At 36.8% G+C, this 16830-nt stretch carries 20 protein-coding genes and 1 CRISPR repeat array (1 of these 21 only partly in view); of the genes, 10 read left to right on the forward strand and 10 right to left on the reverse strand.

Annotated features, from left to right (window positions below; genetic code table 11):
* Positions 1-1403: a CRISPR direct-repeat array (repeat unit 30 nt; unit sequence ACCTTAATCGCACCATACAGGAATTGAAAT) (it extends 5274 nt beyond the left edge of the window).
* 128 nt (positions 1404-1531) lie between these two features.
* A complete protein-coding gene (locus ACSZOX_RS01305; protein WP_437917934.1) occupies positions 1532-2245 on the forward strand; it encodes a DUF4328 domain-containing protein in 714 nt (237 codons plus the stop codon).
* Positions 2246-2437: 192 nt separating this feature from the next.
* On the opposite strand, the gene ACSZOX_RS01310 is transcribed toward ACSZOX_RS01305, so the two are convergent.
* The 4 genes from ACSZOX_RS01310 to ACSZOX_RS01325 form a co-directional block, all read right to left on the reverse strand.
* The gene (locus ACSZOX_RS01310) at positions 2438-3103 is read right to left on the reverse strand and encodes a response regulator (protein WP_437917935.1); all 666 of its coding nucleotides are present in this window, start codon (positions 3101-3103) and stop codon (positions 2438-2440) included.
* Between the two features lie 14 nt (positions 3104-3117).
* The gene (locus tag ACSZOX_RS01315) at positions 3118-3420 is read right to left on the reverse strand and encodes a sensor histidine kinase (RefSeq protein ID WP_437917936.1); all 303 of its coding nucleotides are present in this window, start codon (positions 3418-3420) and stop codon (positions 3118-3120) included.
* Between the two features lie 206 nt (positions 3421-3626).
* Positions 3627-5285, reverse strand: coding sequence for a tetratricopeptide repeat-containing sensor histidine kinase (locus ACSZOX_RS01320; RefSeq protein ID WP_437917937.1), 1659 nt, complete (start codon positions 5283-5285; stop codon positions 3627-3629).
* Between the two features lie 117 nt (positions 5286-5402).
* Positions 5403-5555 carry a hypothetical protein gene (locus ACSZOX_RS01325; protein WP_437917938.1) on the reverse strand — a complete coding sequence of 51 codons (153 nt, stop codon included), beginning with the start codon at positions 5553-5555 and terminating at the stop codon, positions 5403-5405.
* A 403-nt stretch (positions 5556-5958) separates the two neighbouring features.
* Here ACSZOX_RS01325 and ACSZOX_RS01330 point away from each other — a divergent pair, with 403 nt between their 5' ends.
* Complete coding sequence (locus tag ACSZOX_RS01330; RefSeq protein ID WP_437917939.1) at positions 5959-6489, forward strand: hypothetical protein; 531 nt, start codon at positions 5959-5961, stop codon at positions 6487-6489.
* A gap of 538 nt (positions 6490-7027) precedes the next feature.
* Positions 7028-7570 carry a hypothetical protein gene (locus tag ACSZOX_RS01335; protein WP_437917940.1) on the forward strand — a complete coding sequence of 181 codons (543 nt, stop codon included), beginning with the start codon at positions 7028-7030 and terminating at the stop codon, positions 7568-7570.
* 80 nt (positions 7571-7650) lie between these two features.
* Here ACSZOX_RS01335 and ACSZOX_RS01340 read toward each other — a convergent pair whose 3' ends face one another.
* Together ACSZOX_RS01340 and ACSZOX_RS01345 are read right to left on the reverse strand one after the other, a co-directional pair.
* Positions 7651-8298 (reverse strand): hypothetical protein, encoded by a 648-nt coding sequence (locus ACSZOX_RS01340; protein WP_437917941.1) that lies wholly within the window; start codon positions 8296-8298, stop codon positions 7651-7653.
* Positions 8299-8433: 135 nt separating this feature from the next.
* Entirely contained in the window at positions 8434-8817 is a 384-nt protein-coding gene (locus ACSZOX_RS01345) for a winged helix-turn-helix transcriptional regulator (protein WP_437917942.1), read from the reverse strand.
* Positions 8818-8898: 81 nt separating this feature from the next.
* On the opposite strand from ACSZOX_RS01345, the gene ACSZOX_RS01350 reads away from it, so the two are divergent.
* Positions 8899-9258: a VOC family protein gene (locus tag ACSZOX_RS01350; RefSeq protein ID WP_437917943.1), complete on the forward strand. Its 360-nt coding sequence runs from the start codon at positions 8899-8901 to the stop codon at positions 9256-9258.
* A gap of 357 nt (positions 9259-9615) precedes the next feature.
* On the opposite strand, the gene ACSZOX_RS01355 is transcribed toward ACSZOX_RS01350, so the two are convergent.
* Together ACSZOX_RS01355 and ACSZOX_RS01360 are read right to left on the reverse strand one after the other, a co-directional pair.
* Entirely contained in the window at positions 9616-10323 is a 708-nt protein-coding gene (locus tag ACSZOX_RS01355) for a hypothetical protein (protein ID WP_437917944.1), read from the reverse strand.
* Positions 10324-10359: 36 nt separating this feature from the next.
* A complete protein-coding gene (locus ACSZOX_RS01360; RefSeq protein WP_437917945.1) occupies positions 10360-11370 on the reverse strand; it encodes a hypothetical protein in 1011 nt (336 codons plus the stop codon).
* A 223-nt stretch (positions 11371-11593) separates the two neighbouring features.
* Here ACSZOX_RS01360 and ACSZOX_RS01365 point away from each other — a divergent pair, with 223 nt between their 5' ends.
* From ACSZOX_RS01365 to ACSZOX_RS01390, 6 genes are all read left to right on the forward strand, one after another.
* A complete protein-coding gene (locus ACSZOX_RS01365) occupies positions 11594-12358 on the forward strand; it encodes a methyltransferase domain-containing protein (protein ID WP_437917946.1) in 765 nt (254 codons plus the stop codon).
* Positions 12359-12427: 69 nt separating this feature from the next.
* Positions 12428-13309 carry an SIR2 family protein gene (locus tag ACSZOX_RS01370; RefSeq protein WP_437917947.1) on the forward strand — a complete coding sequence of 294 codons (882 nt, stop codon included), beginning with the start codon at positions 12428-12430 and terminating at the stop codon, positions 13307-13309.
* A 2-nt stretch (positions 13310-13311) separates the two neighbouring features.
* The gene (locus tag ACSZOX_RS01375) at positions 13312-13470 is read left to right on the forward strand and encodes a macro domain-containing protein (protein WP_437917948.1); all 159 of its coding nucleotides are present in this window, start codon (positions 13312-13314) and stop codon (positions 13468-13470) included.
* A 65-nt stretch (positions 13471-13535) separates the two neighbouring features.
* Positions 13536-14033: a GNAT family N-acetyltransferase gene (locus tag ACSZOX_RS01380; protein WP_437917949.1), complete on the forward strand. Its 498-nt coding sequence runs from the start codon at positions 13536-13538 to the stop codon at positions 14031-14033.
* Positions 14034-14390: 357 nt separating this feature from the next.
* Positions 14391-15500, forward strand: a complete 1110-nt coding sequence (locus ACSZOX_RS01385; RefSeq protein WP_437917950.1) for a hypothetical protein — start codon at positions 14391-14393, stop codon at positions 15498-15500.
* A gap of 135 nt (positions 15501-15635) precedes the next feature.
* Positions 15636-16181 (forward strand): YcxB family protein, encoded by a 546-nt coding sequence (locus ACSZOX_RS01390; protein WP_437917951.1) that lies wholly within the window; start codon positions 15636-15638, stop codon positions 16179-16181.
* 6 nt (positions 16182-16187) lie between these two features.
* Here the strand turns inward: ACSZOX_RS01390 and ACSZOX_RS01395 are convergent, their stop codons facing one another.
* Positions 16188-16427 (reverse strand): hypothetical protein, encoded by a 240-nt coding sequence (locus ACSZOX_RS01395; RefSeq protein ID WP_437918294.1) that lies wholly within the window; start codon positions 16425-16427, stop codon positions 16188-16190.
* Positions 16366-16728 (reverse strand): STM3941 family protein, encoded by a 363-nt coding sequence (locus tag ACSZOX_RS01400; RefSeq protein ID WP_437917952.1) that lies wholly within the window; start codon positions 16726-16728, stop codon positions 16366-16368. Before ACSZOX_RS01400 ends, ACSZOX_RS01395 begins: the two co-directional genes overlap by 62 nt.
* Positions 16729-16830 lie beyond the last annotated feature (102 nt).

A 16830-nucleotide genomic window follows, 5' to 3' on the forward strand; every position in this document is an offset into this window, starting at 1 on the left:
TCGCACCATACAGGAATTGAAATTTCTTACCCTGCCGTGTCTTGGTCTGTTGCATCGATAACCTTAATCGCACCATACAGGAATTGAAATAGCTTCTTGGGTAGGAGATGGAATTTTATCCGTAAACCTTAATCGCACCATACAGGAATTGAAATAGATTGGCAGCAACTGTCGACGAGGCCTTTTGGGAACCTTAATCGCACCATACAGGAATTGAAATATGGCTACGGATTGCTTTATGGTCATGATTGACACAACCTTAATCGCATCATACAGGAATTGAAATTTGAAAGGCAAAACCTTCATGAAAGGATTACGAGAACCTTAATCGCACCATACAGGAATTGAAATTTTGGCAACATCGTAGAATTGTCGAATAACTGATGATACCTTAATCGCACCATATAGGAATTGAAATCGTCTTCCCGGAACGCGTACCGCCATTTAAGACGACCTTAATCGCACCATACAGGAATTGAAATGAAGTCGCGCACTTGCCAGAGGACATGCAAAAACCAACACCTTAATCGCACCATACAGGAATTGAAATGTTTGCAGGATGCTCTACATTTTGGAACATGGCTAACACCTTAATCGCACCATACAGGAATTGAAATGATCGAAAACAACCGGGTGTGGAACAAAGCCGCACGACCTTAATCGCACCATACAGGAATTGAAATGGAGATAATAAGATCGTGGTGTTTTTTCCTCCGATTACCTTAATCGCACCATACAGGAATTGAAATTATGATGAGGCAAAGATAAACGAGCATTCTGCACAACCTTAATCGCACCATACAGGAATTGAAATAACTGTACCTTAATATTGATCGAAATCGAAGTGAGACCTTAATCGCACCATACAGGAATTGAAATAAGTCAGAAGATAGAAGAGAGGGCGATATCACGATGACCTTAATCGCACCATACAGGAATTGAAATTTTGATCTTTGTGCATAAAGGAGCAGGGAAGGGTAACCTTAATCGCACCATACAGGAATTGAAATTGGAGATTAAAGAATCCGGAGCTGTGGCAGCCTTGACCTTAATCGCACCATACAGGAATTGAAATGCAAAAGGAAGCAGAAATTGAACTGGCTTTAATCACCTTAATCGCACCATACAGGAATTGAAATCCAATTCAGGTTATAGCAGGACAAGCAATAGAAATAACCTTAATCGCACCATACAGGAATTGAAATAGCATTTTTTTATTATATAACACATGAAGATAAAAACCTTAATCGCACCATACAGGAATTGAAATACTATTCGTTAATGCTATAGGCTCAACGCCTGAGGAACCTTAATCGCACCATACAGGAATTGAAATGAAGATCATGCTTATTTTGTGGGCACTCCACAGGAAGACCTTAATCGCACCATACAGGAATTAAAATCAGTAATTCCCGACAGTCAAGCATACCCCTATTAATTCAGATAATTTTAACAAAAATCACAATACGTTATCCTTACAATCATTATATTCGCACAAAACAAAAAGTATTGCATTAAAGAAAAACTAATTATGACCACTACCGTATTAACTGAACATCAAGAGGCGCTACGGCCGAATGCGCAACGAGCAAAGAATGTAATTCTAGTACTGAAATTTATTCTAGCACTTGAATTTATTGGCATCTTTTTAAATTACCTCCAGTACGAAATGTTGTCGGTTCCAGAAATATCCGAAGAAGCAGCCAACAGTAGCGACTCACGACGGCTGATTTTCGGGATCCTTTACGCAATATGTTTTATCGCAGGTGCCGTAACATTTATCCAATGGTTTCGACGGGCATACTACAATTTAAGTTTGAGAGACAGCTACCTTTCGCATACAGATAAAGACGCTGCGTATTGTTGGTTTATCCCCGTCCTTAACTTATTTAAACCCTATCAGATTATGAAGGATATGTATGTAAAGACAGCTGACCTATTGGAAAGCCGCCATCCTGATATTAAAGAAGGGTTATCAATACCATTACTCACTACTTGGTGGATATTTTGGATAGTTAATAATTTTGCTGGACAACTCTCCTTTAGGTTGATGAGCAAGGCTGATACAATCCTGGATTTAATAGAAGTTACATTTTTGGATATTGCTATCAACTTGATCAGTATTCCGTTAACGCTTTTGGCCATCAGGGTCATTCAACGTTATGCGAAAGCAGAAGAGCTACTAAAAGAAATCCCAGAAGATGACAATGAATGGCAAATAGCAGCTGCCGAGGATGGAGAATAGCATGTTGTTAAGATGTGTTAAACCTAGATAACTGTTATACAAAATAGAGAGGAACTGCCGTTAAGATAGTAATTTTCATAAATTAAGTTAATAATTGGTAAGTTCGTGAGAATCCTGAAGTTCATCCTTCAGGATTTCTTATTTTATGTTTTACAGAAAATTCATTGAATTTTGAGGATGCGCAAAACAGCATCATATCAATTCTATCTCTTTACAATAGGCCACCAATTGTTCATTTTTAGTAAAGCCGAGAACATCTTTCATAAGATTTAATCGTTTCTCTATAGTACTTAAACTCGATGGCTTTATACCTCGCTGCTGAAGGTATTCCGGCATCTGTTTTTGTGAAATACCTTCGTATAAAAACTTAACGATATGGAGGTCAAACGCTGTAAATTCATGCGAATTTTGTTCTTCTGTAAACTTCTTGCTATCTGGCGACTGATAAATACGATTTTGAAAAACAGCCTTCAGAGCTTCGGAAAGATGCTGTCCGTCTCGGCGGGCCTTTCTAACGAGGCCATCAATTTGATTATTCTTAAACATCTGATTCAGTACAGCTGAACGATCTTTTGCCGTCAACACAATAACTTTGATATCCGGTTGGATCTTCTTAACGGCTTTGATCAGCGAAAGGCCATCCTTAATTTCTTGTGGATTATCGTCATCTTCAAATTCGATATCAGTGACAAGCAAAGAATAAGGTTCGTCTTCGCAAATAGCCTTCTTGATCCACGTCAAGGCGTGATCACAATAGTAAACATATTTGGTGTGTTGAATACCTAGATCGTGCAAGGCCTTTTGTAATGAAATGTTAGTTATCTCGTGATCTTCGGCGATAAGTACTTTTTTGAACATACAATTATAGTCTTTTACAAAATTGGAATATCGGTAGTAATACTGAGTCCTTTCCCTAACTCACTGGCAAAGATAATTTTACCCCCTAGACTTTCAATACGGGAAACCGTATTGGCGACTCCTTTACCTTTGCCTTTTTCTTCCGGCACACCGATTCCATTGTCTTTGTAAAAGATTTTCAGATCATTACCGCTCCTTTCAAAACGTATCATCACCTGGCTAGCCTGACTATGTTTCTTCATATTGACCATCCATTCCTGAAGAACATGTTGTATTTCTTGCTTAATTTGTGTGTTGATGTCAATCCATTGTTCCACATCATTCCCCGCTATAATTACGCTGCAATCATCACCGGCAAATGACTTGAGCTTATTTGCGAGGCCTTCGCTATGAGATTTTTATAAGATCCCGCTGTTCTACCTCATGTGATATATCGCAAGATCGGTTATGCATGTCTTCCAACCGATCAAGCACGCCTTCTCGATCTATATTTACGTTTATCCGATATCAGGGCATCATCTGCCTATAAAAGTGGAATATCAATTGTAATACCGAGCCCTTCACCTAATCCGCCTGAAAATAATACGCTACCACCAAGATTTTCAATACGAGATATCATATTAGCTATACCTTTTCCTTTACCCTTCTCTTTTGACATACCTACTCCATTATCTTTATAATAGATCTTCAAGTGATTATCATTCCGTTCAAAACGTATTACAACCTGTCCGGCCTGACTATGTTTCTTCATATTGACCATCCATTCCTGAAGAACATGTTGTATTTCTTGCTTAATTTGTTTGTTGATGTCAATCCACTGTTCCAGATCATTCCCCGCTATAATTACGCGGCAATCATCACCGGCAAATGACTTGAGCATATTTGCAAGGCCTTCGCTATAAGAAATTTTTGTAAGATCCCGCTGTTCTACCTCATGTGATATATCGCGAGACCGGTTATACATGTCTTCCAACCGATCAAGTACACCGTCCCGATCAATGTCTTCCGTGTATTCGATTTCGGACATTACGCGATAGAGCCCGTTGGCAACTACATCGTGGATCTTTTTCGACAGATGGAGCTTCGTTTCCTGAATATTATTCTGTGCTTCGTACTCCAGTCGTTGTTTTCTTCTTCTGTGATATGATATTCCAATGAAAGCAGCTATGATAAACAACGCTGCGATACTCCCACTTAGCACCCGTTGGCGTATTAATCGATTCGAATTTTCTGCGTTGTCCTTCTGTAGCTGCAGATTGTCTGCTTTATTTTTTTCGACTTCATACCTAATCAATGCAAATTGATTTTTGGCTTCTGCACGAGCACGCTGTAAACTATCACCCAGTAACTGGTAGGTCTCAAAATATCCTTTTGTAGCGCTTTCTGAACTCAGTTCAATAAGCTTACTTAAAGCATAAATTTGATCTTCTGGATTTCGGATTCGTTCCGCAACCTCATACATTTTCTTGGCGTACCAAAGTGCTGAATCTAAGTCTTTAGCTTGGTAATAGTCTGTTAAATGTACATAACTGGCATTCAGCCCCAAAAGATCCTTCTCTTTCTTCCGAATAGACAATGCCTGAAGAAATTCTGGCAATGCATCATATGTCCTATTCTTTAACCATTTTGTTCTAGCTAAGTTGGAAAGTATACGTGCATGTTGCATCGATTCCTTTGTAGCTTGCGGAAGAATTTCTTCGAATATCCGAATAGCTTTATCATACTCTGTTAGATTCTGATAGCACATTGCCTTGTTATTTTTGTAGGTTATAGTGTAATCAAAATTATCAGAGTAATGAATCGCAACATCAAAATAGGATATCGCCTTTAGGTAATCAAACAAATTCATTGAAGTATTACCTAAGTTGTTATAAGTTGAACTAAAATATATATTATGACGAGGATCACTCGTATCGAGATAAGTCAAGGCTTGTATACCTGTTTCTTGTGCTCCAAAATAATCGCCTTGTTCATATTGTGTAATTGACATCTGAATAAGGCAGTTTGCAGTTCTTAAGCTATCGCGTTGTTCAATAAAAATATCTTTTGCTTGACTAAATGCAAGAAAGGCGCTGTCTGCCTCACCTTGATCTAGGAATTCATAAGCTTGGTTATAACGTAAATTATTAATAGGCTGTATTTCGTCTTCTCGTTGTCGCGAGCAAGACATGAAATACAACATGATAATATATATAAATAACGGTCTCAACCAGGTTTGTTTTTATACGCTGATTGAAGATAAAAAAAAACAAATAAAAAAAGGCAGCAGTCGCTGCCTTTTTACAATTTATTAAGTCTTTTAAAAAAGACGAGGGGGCCGGGTCGATCCATTCTCTCCGTTGTGATCGCTGGTAGCACTCGTTGTTTGTGTGGTCGACTGTCCACTATTTGAAGTATCTCCACTTGTTTGTCCGCCTTGGCCGAATAAAAGAGCCAATATTAAATACCACATTTTTCAAAAAATTAAAAGTCAAAAACTTGGTAGGTCCTCGCGCGCCGTGCACGGGATTGCTACTTGGGTTTTCAGAAGGCCTTCTGAATTTTTTGGGAAGTGGGAGTGTCCATCGCGGGAGGCAGTAACTGCTTCCCAAACCGGTTAAAGACTACCGCGACTTTTTCTCTTTTGTATTCTTTCGTGTCTTTTTGCAAAACAGAACGAATGTGTATCAGCTGATTACGGAAACAAATGTATTACAGGCAAACACCTAAACATCAAAGCTTTCCAATGTTTCCACTTGTTTCAAAATCTTTCAATAGTTTTCCAGATATTTCCAATTTATCTCTGTCTTTTTGGACAAAGCCAGAATTACGGTTTCCCGTATTTTGAAATGTTGAATAGGCTTAATTTTGAGATTATGTTTAATTTATTCCAACAGGCTGTAAGGACAGCCTACCTAGATTTGAAGAAAAATAATCGACTAGATTTTGTACGCGAATGGCCATCTACCAAAGACCTAAAAAACTGGTGTCTACAATGTTGTGAAAACAACTTAGATCAACACGATGAACGTGTGTTCAGAAACTTTTTTAACGCGACGCAATCGAATCAACCTCTATCCGAGATCATAAAAAAATTTGACACAGATAAATTACGTCCATTACGTAATTTCATTGTCGGAAATACGTTGGCGAGACCAAACTGGAATGTGGTCAAGTTACTCGCCGTACTTATCGACTTTCAACCACGTCCTTATCGGATGGAAACATGGGGAAAAACAGAAACGATTATTAGTCTAATCCAGACAGAGCTGGAGGAAATGTCTCCGTCCATTAGCGTAACGACGACTAATGATAAAGAAGAGGACAATTCTTATGCAAACGGGGAAACAGAAATATTTTTGAAAATTCAAGTGTGCCGAAGGGGACAAGTGGTACACAGGTTATAATCTGATTATTAAAATAGATTCTAAAATTTAGATACAGTCATGGAGAGGAATATAGGATTCTAAAAACCTGGGAAACAAAGCCTTTGTGGTTTATTGTGTGACGAGAAGATGTAGAACATACGTACTTTTTCGCACAAGGACTATGCTGCACGTTGCTCCGATTTTTAGGTATAACGGTGATTAGGATTACGCATGCTCATTTTATATTGTATAGCTTTGGAATCCTAACCTTAACCATGTAATGTCAAAGCATACAGTTGAAACGAATCATAATTCGTTTATCTCATAGATTTTTGAACGGTTCTTTCGGCAATAGAAAAAGTGACCAAGGTGATAAATAGATGGGAAAAGGATATTTCAAAATCTGAAGAAGCACTAAAAGTTCACATACACGCATAATTAAGACATTTCATCTTAGAAATTTTGGTTAAGGTGTTCGAAAGAACAGTTTCAAACACTTATTTCTTATTACGTAGTAGTAATACCAAAAGGTGGCATAATTTTTATAGCTATACCGTTTTTTAAAATAATTAAACACATGAAAAAACTGAATGCTATTCCCTATTTATTATTACTTGCGACAATCACTTTTATAACGGCGTGCAATCGGCCTAGTCCTGATCAGTTCTTCCAAACGACTATCCTAAACACAAATATTCTACATGAATTTGCATCGGAAAGATTTACAAAAACACTAGTAGAGAGCACAATAGAATTTCCAGATATACCTGCAACCAAAAATAAAGGAGACGAAGCTCAACAAATTGTACAAACCAAAACAGCTTATATCGAGCAAACCATTAAAAAAATTGAAGATGCAACGCCTCCGGATGAAGATGGAGAGACTATAAAAATCAAAGCTTTGGAACTGTATAATTTTGTACTCCCCATTTACAAGAAAGAGTACTTAGACTTAGCATTGTTATGTGACAAAAAAAGTGGAGATAGTGAAATCGCCAAAGCTTCTGAAAAGATCATCGCAACTTATGGCCCCAGCTTCGAACAAAAATACAACACCCTACTGGATTTAGGAAAAGCTTATGCGGAAAAACATAGTTTAAACGTTTCGTTTGGCAACTAACTTTTAGCGAAATGTATATTCTCGAAAATAGGGCTTAATACAATGAAGCCCTATTTCTTCTTTAAGATATTGTCGCTATACTATTTCTTAAATATCAACCTGTATTCTTGGATTGCTAACGTATCTTTTGCACGTAAAAATGACACATCGCCACTAAACTCATTAGAAAGTTGGCCAGAATACAAGCCTCTACTACCATTTCTATCGTAACTAAATTTATACACCAAAACGCACCATTCCAAAGAATGATAATTGCCATACGCTACGTTTACCGCATTTGTCAAATATCCTCCTCCAAGGGTAGGTTCACGTAATGGAGCCTGATACTTCAATATATAATCAAATCTATCGTAATTCTGTACATCTTCGACATAGGACCTTACAGAATACAGTAAAAATTGATCGCCCTCGTTTTTAACAATATACTTGTCCTTCATATTTGAATCGATGATAACTGTATCAGCAGATAAAAAAGTAATATCCCCAATTACAGGTCCACCTTGTCGATTAAAATAATTTTCATCCACAAACCTGTTAATGAGGCTTTTATTAAATTGTTCCTCTCCAGCGATAAAGAGTCTGATTTCTCCGTTTTTTACGAGATTCACTGCTTTAACAGTAACTGGAAATTCAACGATCATATCACCCTCATTTTTGTCACAGGAAAATAGCAATCCTAATATAATCGCCAAAGCAGAAAAACATTGTTTCATAATCTCACTTTTCATTTAGTCAATAATCTGATTTTTTCTTAAAGATAGGAATATTATCATGGTATTTTTTCAAATATTGATATCCCAACTCTACTAGTGAACACAATTAGAGCATTTCAATATTTTTAAAAATTTCACAAGGATTCCTCTCTATTTGCAAACTTTTGAAGCGACATTATCATCACGCCACTTCCTATTCCATTGACATAATTCATCTACCAACGATAAGAGCTCCTTTCCTTTTGAGCTCACACTGTAGACAATTTGTACAGGAATAGCATCTGAAATCACTTCTTTCGAAATAAGTCCCTGTGCAGTCAGATAACCGACTCGAGTAGCCAACATTTGTTCCGATATTTCAGGAATACTTTTTCTTAGAGACGAAAATTGGTTGTTCCCTAAAGATATCTCGTACAGTATGGTCATCAACCATCGCTTGCCTATAAGATCAAGCGTGTCATTGACGCCACAGCGTATTGACAAGATCTTTTTGTTCACTTGATTGGTCGAATTTTCTTTGATACCGCTTCCCATTGATCTGACTAATAAAAAAGTGAGTTATTGCGCTTTTCCATTGATCGGAATAGCTTTGTCCTAAAGTTAAACAAATTAGTTATGGAAATTAAAACAGTATTGCTCCCCATAGTAACAGATACATTCGAAAGCACCGTAGAATTTTATAAAAAGATAACAGGCAAAGAGGTTTCCCTCTATGCCGCACATGATGGCTATCAACTGAGTCAAGTCGATAATTTTGTTATTTTAGGAGCTGTGGATGGCCCTGAGGCACTCGAGATCCCTAGCCGTGTTCATGCCATCTTTGTCGTAGACGACTTAAACGCTTTTTGGAAAATATTAGAGAAAAAAGCTAGGAAAATAATCATTCCAATAAACCGTGTCAGTACAGGCGTACGATTTATTGTAGAACAACCTGACGGAAAAGTAATCGAATATATTCAAACCAATGAAAATTAATGCCTAAACGGAAGTAAAAATTTTGTTCGTAGTGCCTTAGGCAAACAACTGGAGGTGGTAAGTTTAGTAATAGCCACCTCAGTTATTTAACTTTGCATTTCATAAGGGTTTTCATAAATTTATAAAGAGATGATCAGTAGAGCAATAAAACACATTTTTAAATTGTCTGCATTAGAGTTAACAAAAGAGAATCTATTGACAATTAAGCACCTATATCCCGCTCTTCGAATAATGAAATCTAGACAATGCATAAGTTAAAAAGTGTTCCAATCCTCACAAAACAGGAGCTGAGGAGGCTAAATACTTATCAGATTTAAAATGAATGTTTTAAAGCGAGAATACGCATGGGTTATGGAGCTACACCACCGTCTTTCTTAACTTCTGATTTGCAATAGCGATTAATAGATTATCTAGATGTCGTGGTGAAATATGAAGTGTGGGCTTCAACTGTCTAAGATACCTCAAAACAGCCATACAACGGATATAAAAAGAAGAGTAATCGGTATCACATAGATCTGTTTTTGGCCAGCTTCTTGGAGATTTAGCGTCAGGGAATGCTTTAAAAAATATATTTAGAGCTTCTACGGCTCTGCTATCATAAATGAAATAGCTACTTGGCAAATGAAAATGCAAATATTTAGAAGCAAAGGATCGTTTGTTCAGTCCTGTAATCCCCAAAAAGGCTACACTTAATTGTTTATGCAACTGGAGAATGGTCTGAATCTGCCCCTCATGAAGATCTAAAATTCCTAAACCTACCCACTGTCCGATCTTATCAATTTTTGCATCTAAAGCTAAATCTTCAAATACAGAAACAACGCTCGTTGTATAGAAATCATCGTTGATCAAAGCTTCCTCCATTAAACCACTCTGTTCCCTGTTCTTTTTCCTTCGTTCTAGAGCTACAGCATATACCCTACCTATAATCAATGTTTTTGCAAGAACAGCTTGTCTTTCTATATTACTTGGGTATTTCTGACACATTTCATACAGAATTTGATTGGATAAATCCCATTCGTCCGTAGCATATTTGTCAAGAGATTCTAAAAAATCATCGATATTCATATTCCTTATATTCTTAGCGAGATGGCCTAGCAGATTCTATTTATATCGTTCAATTTTAACGAAACTACCATTTCGAAAATCAAGCTTTTGAATGTAATCCACGCTATTCGGACTTGATGCAACAGCCGCACCAATTACACCAAATAGCATCGAAGATACAAGAATAGACGATGCAGAAGCCGTTTCCAAAGAAGGGCCTGTAAAATAATAGTCTGTACCGTCTTTATATAGCGGATAAAAATCTCCCAAACAACTGATATAAGGGCTGCCATTGACAACTAACGCGTAGTACCATTTGGCACCTATTTCTTTCAACTTATCTTTTTTATTACGTTGATAAAAACGAGTCCGCGGTTTCTCTTGGTTAATCTCCATAAGGCCCCCAGATGGTGTTTGTTCTTTAAATTCCTGAAAATCCAGATAGAGCCCGTCCTTCAAGGTTTCAGTCTGATACAAAGGAATCTTCTGCTTCAAAAGTTCTGGATACCGTTCGATGTCAGCCAATGAATATCCTTGCTTTATATCAAACACAGGGTTCAGATTATGCAGTAGAAAATGGTTAACAATCTGGCTTGATTTATTTAATATTTTCTTCGTTACGTCAATGCCTCCCACAACTAAACAGGTATCTATTGCCGCAATTTCTTGATAAGAGTCCTCTCCCACTTTCGCAAAAAGAACAGCCGTAAAATCAAAGTACCCAAATTCTGACATTGCGCCCGTCACTTCTGCAAGGCAAAACTTGTCCAAACGCAATAGCAAAGTCCCTTCTTTCTTTTCTCCCGAAATTGCTTTCGTAAGCTGCTCTTGTAACTGGATATCTAACGAAGGCTCTGCGACCACTTGAGCCCTAGAATTGAATGCTCCAAGTTGCACAATTCCTAAATTACCTTTAAAATCCCTTCTATCAAGCAAAATCAGTTTATCAAACAAGGAAATAGAAATACTTTCCGACGGCGGGTTAAGCTTATAGATACGAGTCTTCTTTTGAGAAAATCCATAACTAAGACATAGCGATAGCAAGACGACTAATGTTATTCGAAACATGGGATTCTTTAAGTTAAAAATAGCAGATCTTAGAAATAAAGTACTAAATTAAATAAACAAAGCTATTTTTCAAAGCAACAATTTCTCGATTGTTTAGCTCATTATTATTTGCTAATTTTATATGAAAAAGAAATAGAATTACATCTATCGTAAATGCCTTTTCATGATCGATCAGGGAGCTGCTCCCAGACAGAAAAGGGTCAATCTTAAAAAATAATAACACATGCCGTGGAATCCAGACAAGTATAATCAATTCAAGAACATCAGGTATCAACCTTTTTTCGACTTGATGGAAATGATCTCTGAAAAGAATATTCAAAACGCTGTAGATATAGGCTGCGGAACTGGCGAACAAACCTCCATACTCGCTAAGAAATTTGAGAACACCTCTTTTTTAGGGATCGATTCTTCCAAAGAAATGCTTGTTGAATCCGAGAAACTGATCAATAATCGATTACAATTTCAAAATTTATCCATTGAAGATTTTGCAGAAAAGGAATCTCTTTGGGATCTGATTTTCAGTAATGCCGCTTTACAATGGTCCGACAATCATCAAACGTTATTTACAACGTTGATTTCCAAGCTGAACACAGGAGGGCAGTTTGCAGTACAAATGCCCGTACAAACAGAAAATAAACTCAACAAAATTCTACTTGATTTAGTATCCGAGCAACCTTTTTCTGACTACTTACACGGCTGGAAAAGAGAGTCTCCAGTGTTGAGCATAGACGACTATGCTCAGATCATGTTCGAAGGTGGCTTGCAAGACATTCATATCGTACAAAAGGCATATCCTATTATCGCCGAAAACGCTGAAAAATTGTTTGATTTTATTTCTGGCTCTGCTTTAATCCCTTATTTGCAAAGACTTTCAGAAGAACAAAAACAGATATTCATTACCGCATATAAAATTAGGATTGAAATCGAATTTAAAAAATTCCCTGCAATTTATGCTTTTAAACGTTTGTTATTGTATGGAAGACGATAGTGAGGTTCGGTATAATGTTTCTGTTCAGGTTTTAATAAAACAATTAAGACCAATTCACTACCATTAAAAATGAACAATTACACGGTGCTGATTGGCAATGATATCAATAACTTAAATCCGGGCATAAGCTGGTCAGATCTATTGACGACCATAAAAAACAAGTATAATATCTCTCCTTTAGAAAATGGGAAGAAGCCTTTTCCTATGCTTTACGAGGAGATATTCTTACATGCAATAAAACAAGATTTGATCAGTGAAAAAGAGCTTAAAATGTATATCGCCGATAATCTGTCTTTGATCAAGCCTAACGAAATCCATCATTTGATAAGAGAACTGCCTTGCAAGAATATAATTACCACAAATTATGAATTTAGTCTAGAGGGATTGAAGCCTGAACGGAACAGTAGCGTTATTAAAGAAACTACATATAGTGTATTTCGACAGTATGAAGTTCAACAGAAAACATATTGGCATATTCATGGAGACTGCCATAACCCTTCATCAATTAACCTAGGCTATGAACATTACTGTGGGCAGTTACAAAAAATGCGTGATTACGTTGTAAATGGGCCAAATTATACATCGGACAAGATCTACAAATCATCCCTAATAAAAAGATTAAGTCAAAAAAAACACTTAAAACTACAGTCTTGGATTGATTTATTTTTCACCCACGATATTCATATCTTCGGTCTTTCCTTGGATTTTGTTGAAATTGACCTTTGGTGGATCTTGACCTATCGTGCAAGGAACAAGTTTTATAAAAAAAGTGGCTTCATTACCAACAGGCTCTTCTATTATACTCCAGAGAAATATATAAAGGAAGCAAAAGACAAAATACAATTACTAATAGCCAATGATGTGGAGGTGATCGCCATCAAAGAAAAAGATAAAGCTAAATATTACAAAGCTGTGATTACGGAAATCAAGGCTAGACATAACATTGGATAAACATGATAAAACTAATAAAGGACAACATCACGAAAATAGAAGTGGATGCTATTGTCAACGCAGCGAATAGTTCTCTATTGGGTGGAGGTGGCGTGGATGGCGCCATACACAGAATTGGTGGAAAGCTCGTTATATTTGTTTGTTATGATGATGAAAATTAAAGAATATACAAGCATCTAGTGGACAACTAAATATTTATAAATGCTAACCAAACGTGACAGATTATATGACAGTTCTTTTTACTAAACGTTTGCTATTACGTCCTTTTACAAGAGAGGACGGAGAGGCAATGCATGCACTGAACGCGGATAGAGAGGTTCTCCGCTATACCGGAGATTCGCCATTTGAAAACGTGGAAGCAACAGCAAATTTTTTAGACGCATACGACCAATACGAAAAGTATAGTGTAGGTCGAATGTTAACAGTTCGACAAGATACCGGTGAAACTTTAGGATGGTGTAGGCTCAAATACCATCCTGAAAGCGATGAATATGACATTGGCTACCGTTTTTTCAAAAAGTATTGGGGGAATGGTTATGCTACTGAAAGTGCTAAAGCGGCTATAGAAGACGGATTTAATAGACTGCATATAACGCGTATCGTAGGAAGGGCACGTGTTGAAAACATCGCTTCTATCCGTGTTCTCGAGAAACTAGGGATGAAATGGGTGAACAATTTTGTGGAAGACGATGAAAATTGGGTGTTGTATGAAATTGTATGCTAGCAAAATATACTATTGTAATAGAAAACCTATTGATAAAGTCTGTAACCGGCAAACTATTTAGACACAAAAAAACTATAAAATAGTAAAGCATAGTTAGAAATAAAAAACAAAATATTCATCGATAAAATATAAATTTATCATTTCCGTATTAGCCTCGTATTTAAATTAATCCTGATACAAAATTTCCAACTGCATCAAATCTCAATTTTACAAAACAGCCATTAAACGATTTAAACGCACTTTTAATTTCTTTTAACAAATTTTAACAACAAATTTGTTACAAAAGAAAAACTATATCCTCTATATTAGACTTAAGTAAATGTTAATAGTTAATTGTTTTATCAAAAATAGAATGTCATGAAAAAATTAATCGTTTTCAATCTTCTTTTATCTTTAGGTGCAGGTTTAATCGTCAATGCAGGAAACTCTAACAAACAAGACACTACTACTTTTTCACTCGGACAGGATTCGAGTTCAATCGCCAGAACAGCAGATTCTGCAGCCTTTATCTTACCACAGGATTCTAGTCAGATCAGTAATATGAAAGACTCAACTACTGTCGCATCACTAAAAGATTCCAGTGTTAGAATGAACATGCTAGACTCAGCAGCTTTTGCTTATACAGCAGATTCCAGCGCTAGAGTAAACATTTTAGACTCAGCCGCTTTCGCTTATAAAACAGATTCCAGTGCGACAGTAAACATGTTAGACTCAGCAGCTTTCGCTTATGCTACGGATTCCAGTGCTATAGCTAACAGACTAGACTCAGCAGCTTTTGCTTATAATACGGATTCCAGTGCTAGAGCGAACATGTTAGACTCAGCGGCTTTCGCTTATAATACGGATTCTAGCGCGACAGCGAATAGGCTAGACTCAGCAGCTTTTGCTTATGCTACGGATTCCAGTGCGATAGCTAACAGACTAGACTCAGCGGCTTTCGCTTATACAGCAGATTCCAGTGCGACAGTAAACATGTTAGACTCAGCCGCTTTCGCTTATACAGCAGATTCCAGTGCTAGAGCGAACACGCTAGACTCAGCGACTTTCGCTTATACAGCAGATTCCAGTGCTACAGTAAACATGTTAGATTCAGCCGCTTTCGCTTATACAGCAGATTCCAGTGCTAGAGCGAACATGTTAGACTCAGCGACTTTCGCTTATAATACGGATTATAGCGCGACAGCGAATAGGCTAGGCTCAGCGGCTTTTGCTTACACTACGGATTCCAGTGCGACAGCGAATAGGCTAGACTCAGCGGCTTTTGCTTATTTAACAGATTCCAGTGCGACAGCGAACAGGCTAGACTCAGCGGCTTTTGCTTATTTAACAGATTCCAGCGCTAATGTTCAACCTTCCGATTTACAATTGGAAAAAAGACATAGCCATGTTCATTCAACTAAGATACTTGCAATACAGCATCAAAGACAAGAAGCTAAAGTCAAAGATTTCCCCTTTACTTTTGCATAAAACAAAAGCAATGAACTAAAATCAAAAAGGGCTAGATTATCGAAAGGTATTCTAGCCCTTTAGTATAAGAATTACACCTTAAAAATCTCAACAATTTATAGTATTTTGGTCTTCGGATTTCAAGACCAAGAAAATATGACCATATCCGTTACCATAGATGAAAACGACTTTTTAATTTATCAACTCTATATTACCTCACAGTCTGCACGTGTCAGGAAGAAAAGGTTAAGAAGTAAAATACTAGTACCAATAATATATCTATTTATGGGTATCTGTTCATTGATCTATGGAAGTATATTTTTGGCATTTTTCTTTTTTTTAGTTGGGGTTTTATGGTACTTCTTTTACCCTTCCTTGGAACGACGTCGCTATGTAAAACATTTTAAAAGTGTCATTAAAGAAAATTTTAGCGATAGATTTAATAAAGTAGCCTTTTTAAGTATAAGTGATGAATCTATCTCTGCTAGAGATGATTCCAGTGAAAGTAAAATTTCTACCTCAGAAATTGAAGCTATAATAGAAATATCATCCTCTATATTCATCAAAATTAATGGAGGAATGTCCTATATTTTACCAAAAAACAAAATAGAAGAAATAGATATGCTGGCAATCAACCTAAAAAAACTTGCAAATCATCTCAAGATCAACTACGTTATGGATAACGAATGGAAATGGAAATAATTCAACTTAGTTCATTGTTAACTTCTTATTGGCCTCCCAATACTCCGTAACAAGTTCAAAAAGTTGTTGTGCATCACCTTGTATTTCTGAAACTGTATACATGATTCGATAACGTTTATTCACATGATCATAGGACATTTTCCGAAAATAAGCAGAAAGTCTTCCGTCATATTTGCTACCGTCTTTAACTGTAAAAAACAACCAAGGTATCCCCCGCAACTTTTTCAAGATGGATGTCTTCGACATCGCTCCATTCGATTTCGCCAAACGCTTTTGATAGTAACGTTGTATTCCCCACAATATAGTTAGAATTAATTCGAATCAACGGAGACTTGTCTCTTAGTTTTAGAAGAGCATTAATCAACAGAAACAACATTATGGCTAAAATCAATGCCGATCCGACAACTAGTTTCACTTTCAAAACATGATCAAATACACCCAAGCCGTAAATAAGAGTGGCAGCAAGAACGACACAAATGCCAGTCGTCTTCAAAAACAGATTTTTACTTTTTCTTACATCACGATATAGTTGTATTTCCTCTTTCATTTTTCGTAACTATTTTTAGTTCCTAAAGATAAATATACATCCTCGTAATGAGAATTGCGCTATAACCAATATTTTCATTGGATAGGCAATGGAGTAAAGAAA

The organism is Sphingobacterium sp. LRF_L2, assembly GCF_965644235.1.
Classification (GTDB): Bacteria; Bacteroidota; Bacteroidia; order Sphingobacteriales; family Sphingobacteriaceae; genus Sphingobacterium.

Bases quoted from the DNA above. Each gene is read 5' to 3' on its own strand.
- ACSZOX_RS01305 (WP_437917934.1), top strand. From the start codon at position 1,532: ATGACCACTACCGTATTAACTGAACATCAAGAGGCGCTACGGCCGAAT.
- ACSZOX_RS01310 (WP_437917935.1), bottom strand. From the start codon at position 3,103: ATGTTCAAAAAAGTACTTATCGCCGAAGATCACGAGATAACTAACATT.
- ACSZOX_RS01320 (WP_437917937.1), bottom strand. From the start codon at position 5,285: ATGTTGTATTTCATGTCTTGCTCGCGACAACGAGAAGACGAAATACAG.
- ACSZOX_RS01325 (WP_437917938.1), bottom strand. From the start codon at position 5,555: ATGTGGTATTTAATATTGGCTCTTTTATTCGGCCAAGGCGGACAAACA.
- ACSZOX_RS01330 (WP_437917939.1), top strand. From the start codon at position 5,959: ATGTTTAATTTATTCCAACAGGCTGTAAGGACAGCCTACCTAGATTTG.
- ACSZOX_RS01335 (WP_437917940.1), top strand. From the start codon at position 7,028: ATGAAAAAACTGAATGCTATTCCCTATTTATTATTACTTGCGACAATC.
- ACSZOX_RS01340 (WP_437917941.1), bottom strand. From the start codon at position 8,298: ATGAAAAGTGAGATTATGAAACAATGTTTTTCTGCTTTGGCGATTATA.
- ACSZOX_RS01345 (WP_437917942.1), bottom strand. From the start codon at position 8,817: ATGGGAAGCGGTATCAAAGAAAATTCGACCAATCAAGTGAACAAAAAG.
- ACSZOX_RS01350 (WP_437917943.1), top strand. From the start codon at position 8,899: ATGGAAATTAAAACAGTATTGCTCCCCATAGTAACAGATACATTCGAA.
- ACSZOX_RS01355 (WP_437917944.1), bottom strand. From the start codon at position 10,323: ATGAATATCGATGATTTTTTAGAATCTCTTGACAAATATGCTACGGAC.
- ACSZOX_RS01360 (WP_437917945.1), bottom strand. From the start codon at position 11,370: ATGTTTCGAATAACATTAGTCGTCTTGCTATCGCTATGTCTTAGTTAT.
- ACSZOX_RS01365 (WP_437917946.1), top strand. From the start codon at position 11,594: ATGCCGTGGAATCCAGACAAGTATAATCAATTCAAGAACATCAGGTAT.
- ACSZOX_RS01370 (WP_437917947.1), top strand. From the start codon at position 12,428: ATGAACAATTACACGGTGCTGATTGGCAATGATATCAATAACTTAAAT.
- ACSZOX_RS01375 (WP_437917948.1), top strand. From the start codon at position 13,312: ATGATAAAACTAATAAAGGACAACATCACGAAAATAGAAGTGGATGCT.
- ACSZOX_RS01380 (WP_437917949.1), top strand. From the start codon at position 13,536: ATGACAGTTCTTTTTACTAAACGTTTGCTATTACGTCCTTTTACAAGA.
- ACSZOX_RS01385 (WP_437917950.1), top strand. From the start codon at position 14,391: ATGAAAAAATTAATCGTTTTCAATCTTCTTTTATCTTTAGGTGCAGGT.
- ACSZOX_RS01390 (WP_437917951.1), top strand. From the start codon at position 15,636: ATGACCATATCCGTTACCATAGATGAAAACGACTTTTTAATTTATCAA.
- ACSZOX_RS01395 (WP_437918294.1), bottom strand. From the start codon at position 16,427: ATGTCGAAGACATCCATCTTGAAAAAGTTGCGGGGGATACCTTGGTTG.
- ACSZOX_RS01400 (WP_437917952.1), bottom strand. From the start codon at position 16,728: ATGAAAGAGGAAATACAACTATATCGTGATGTAAGAAAAAGTAAAAAT.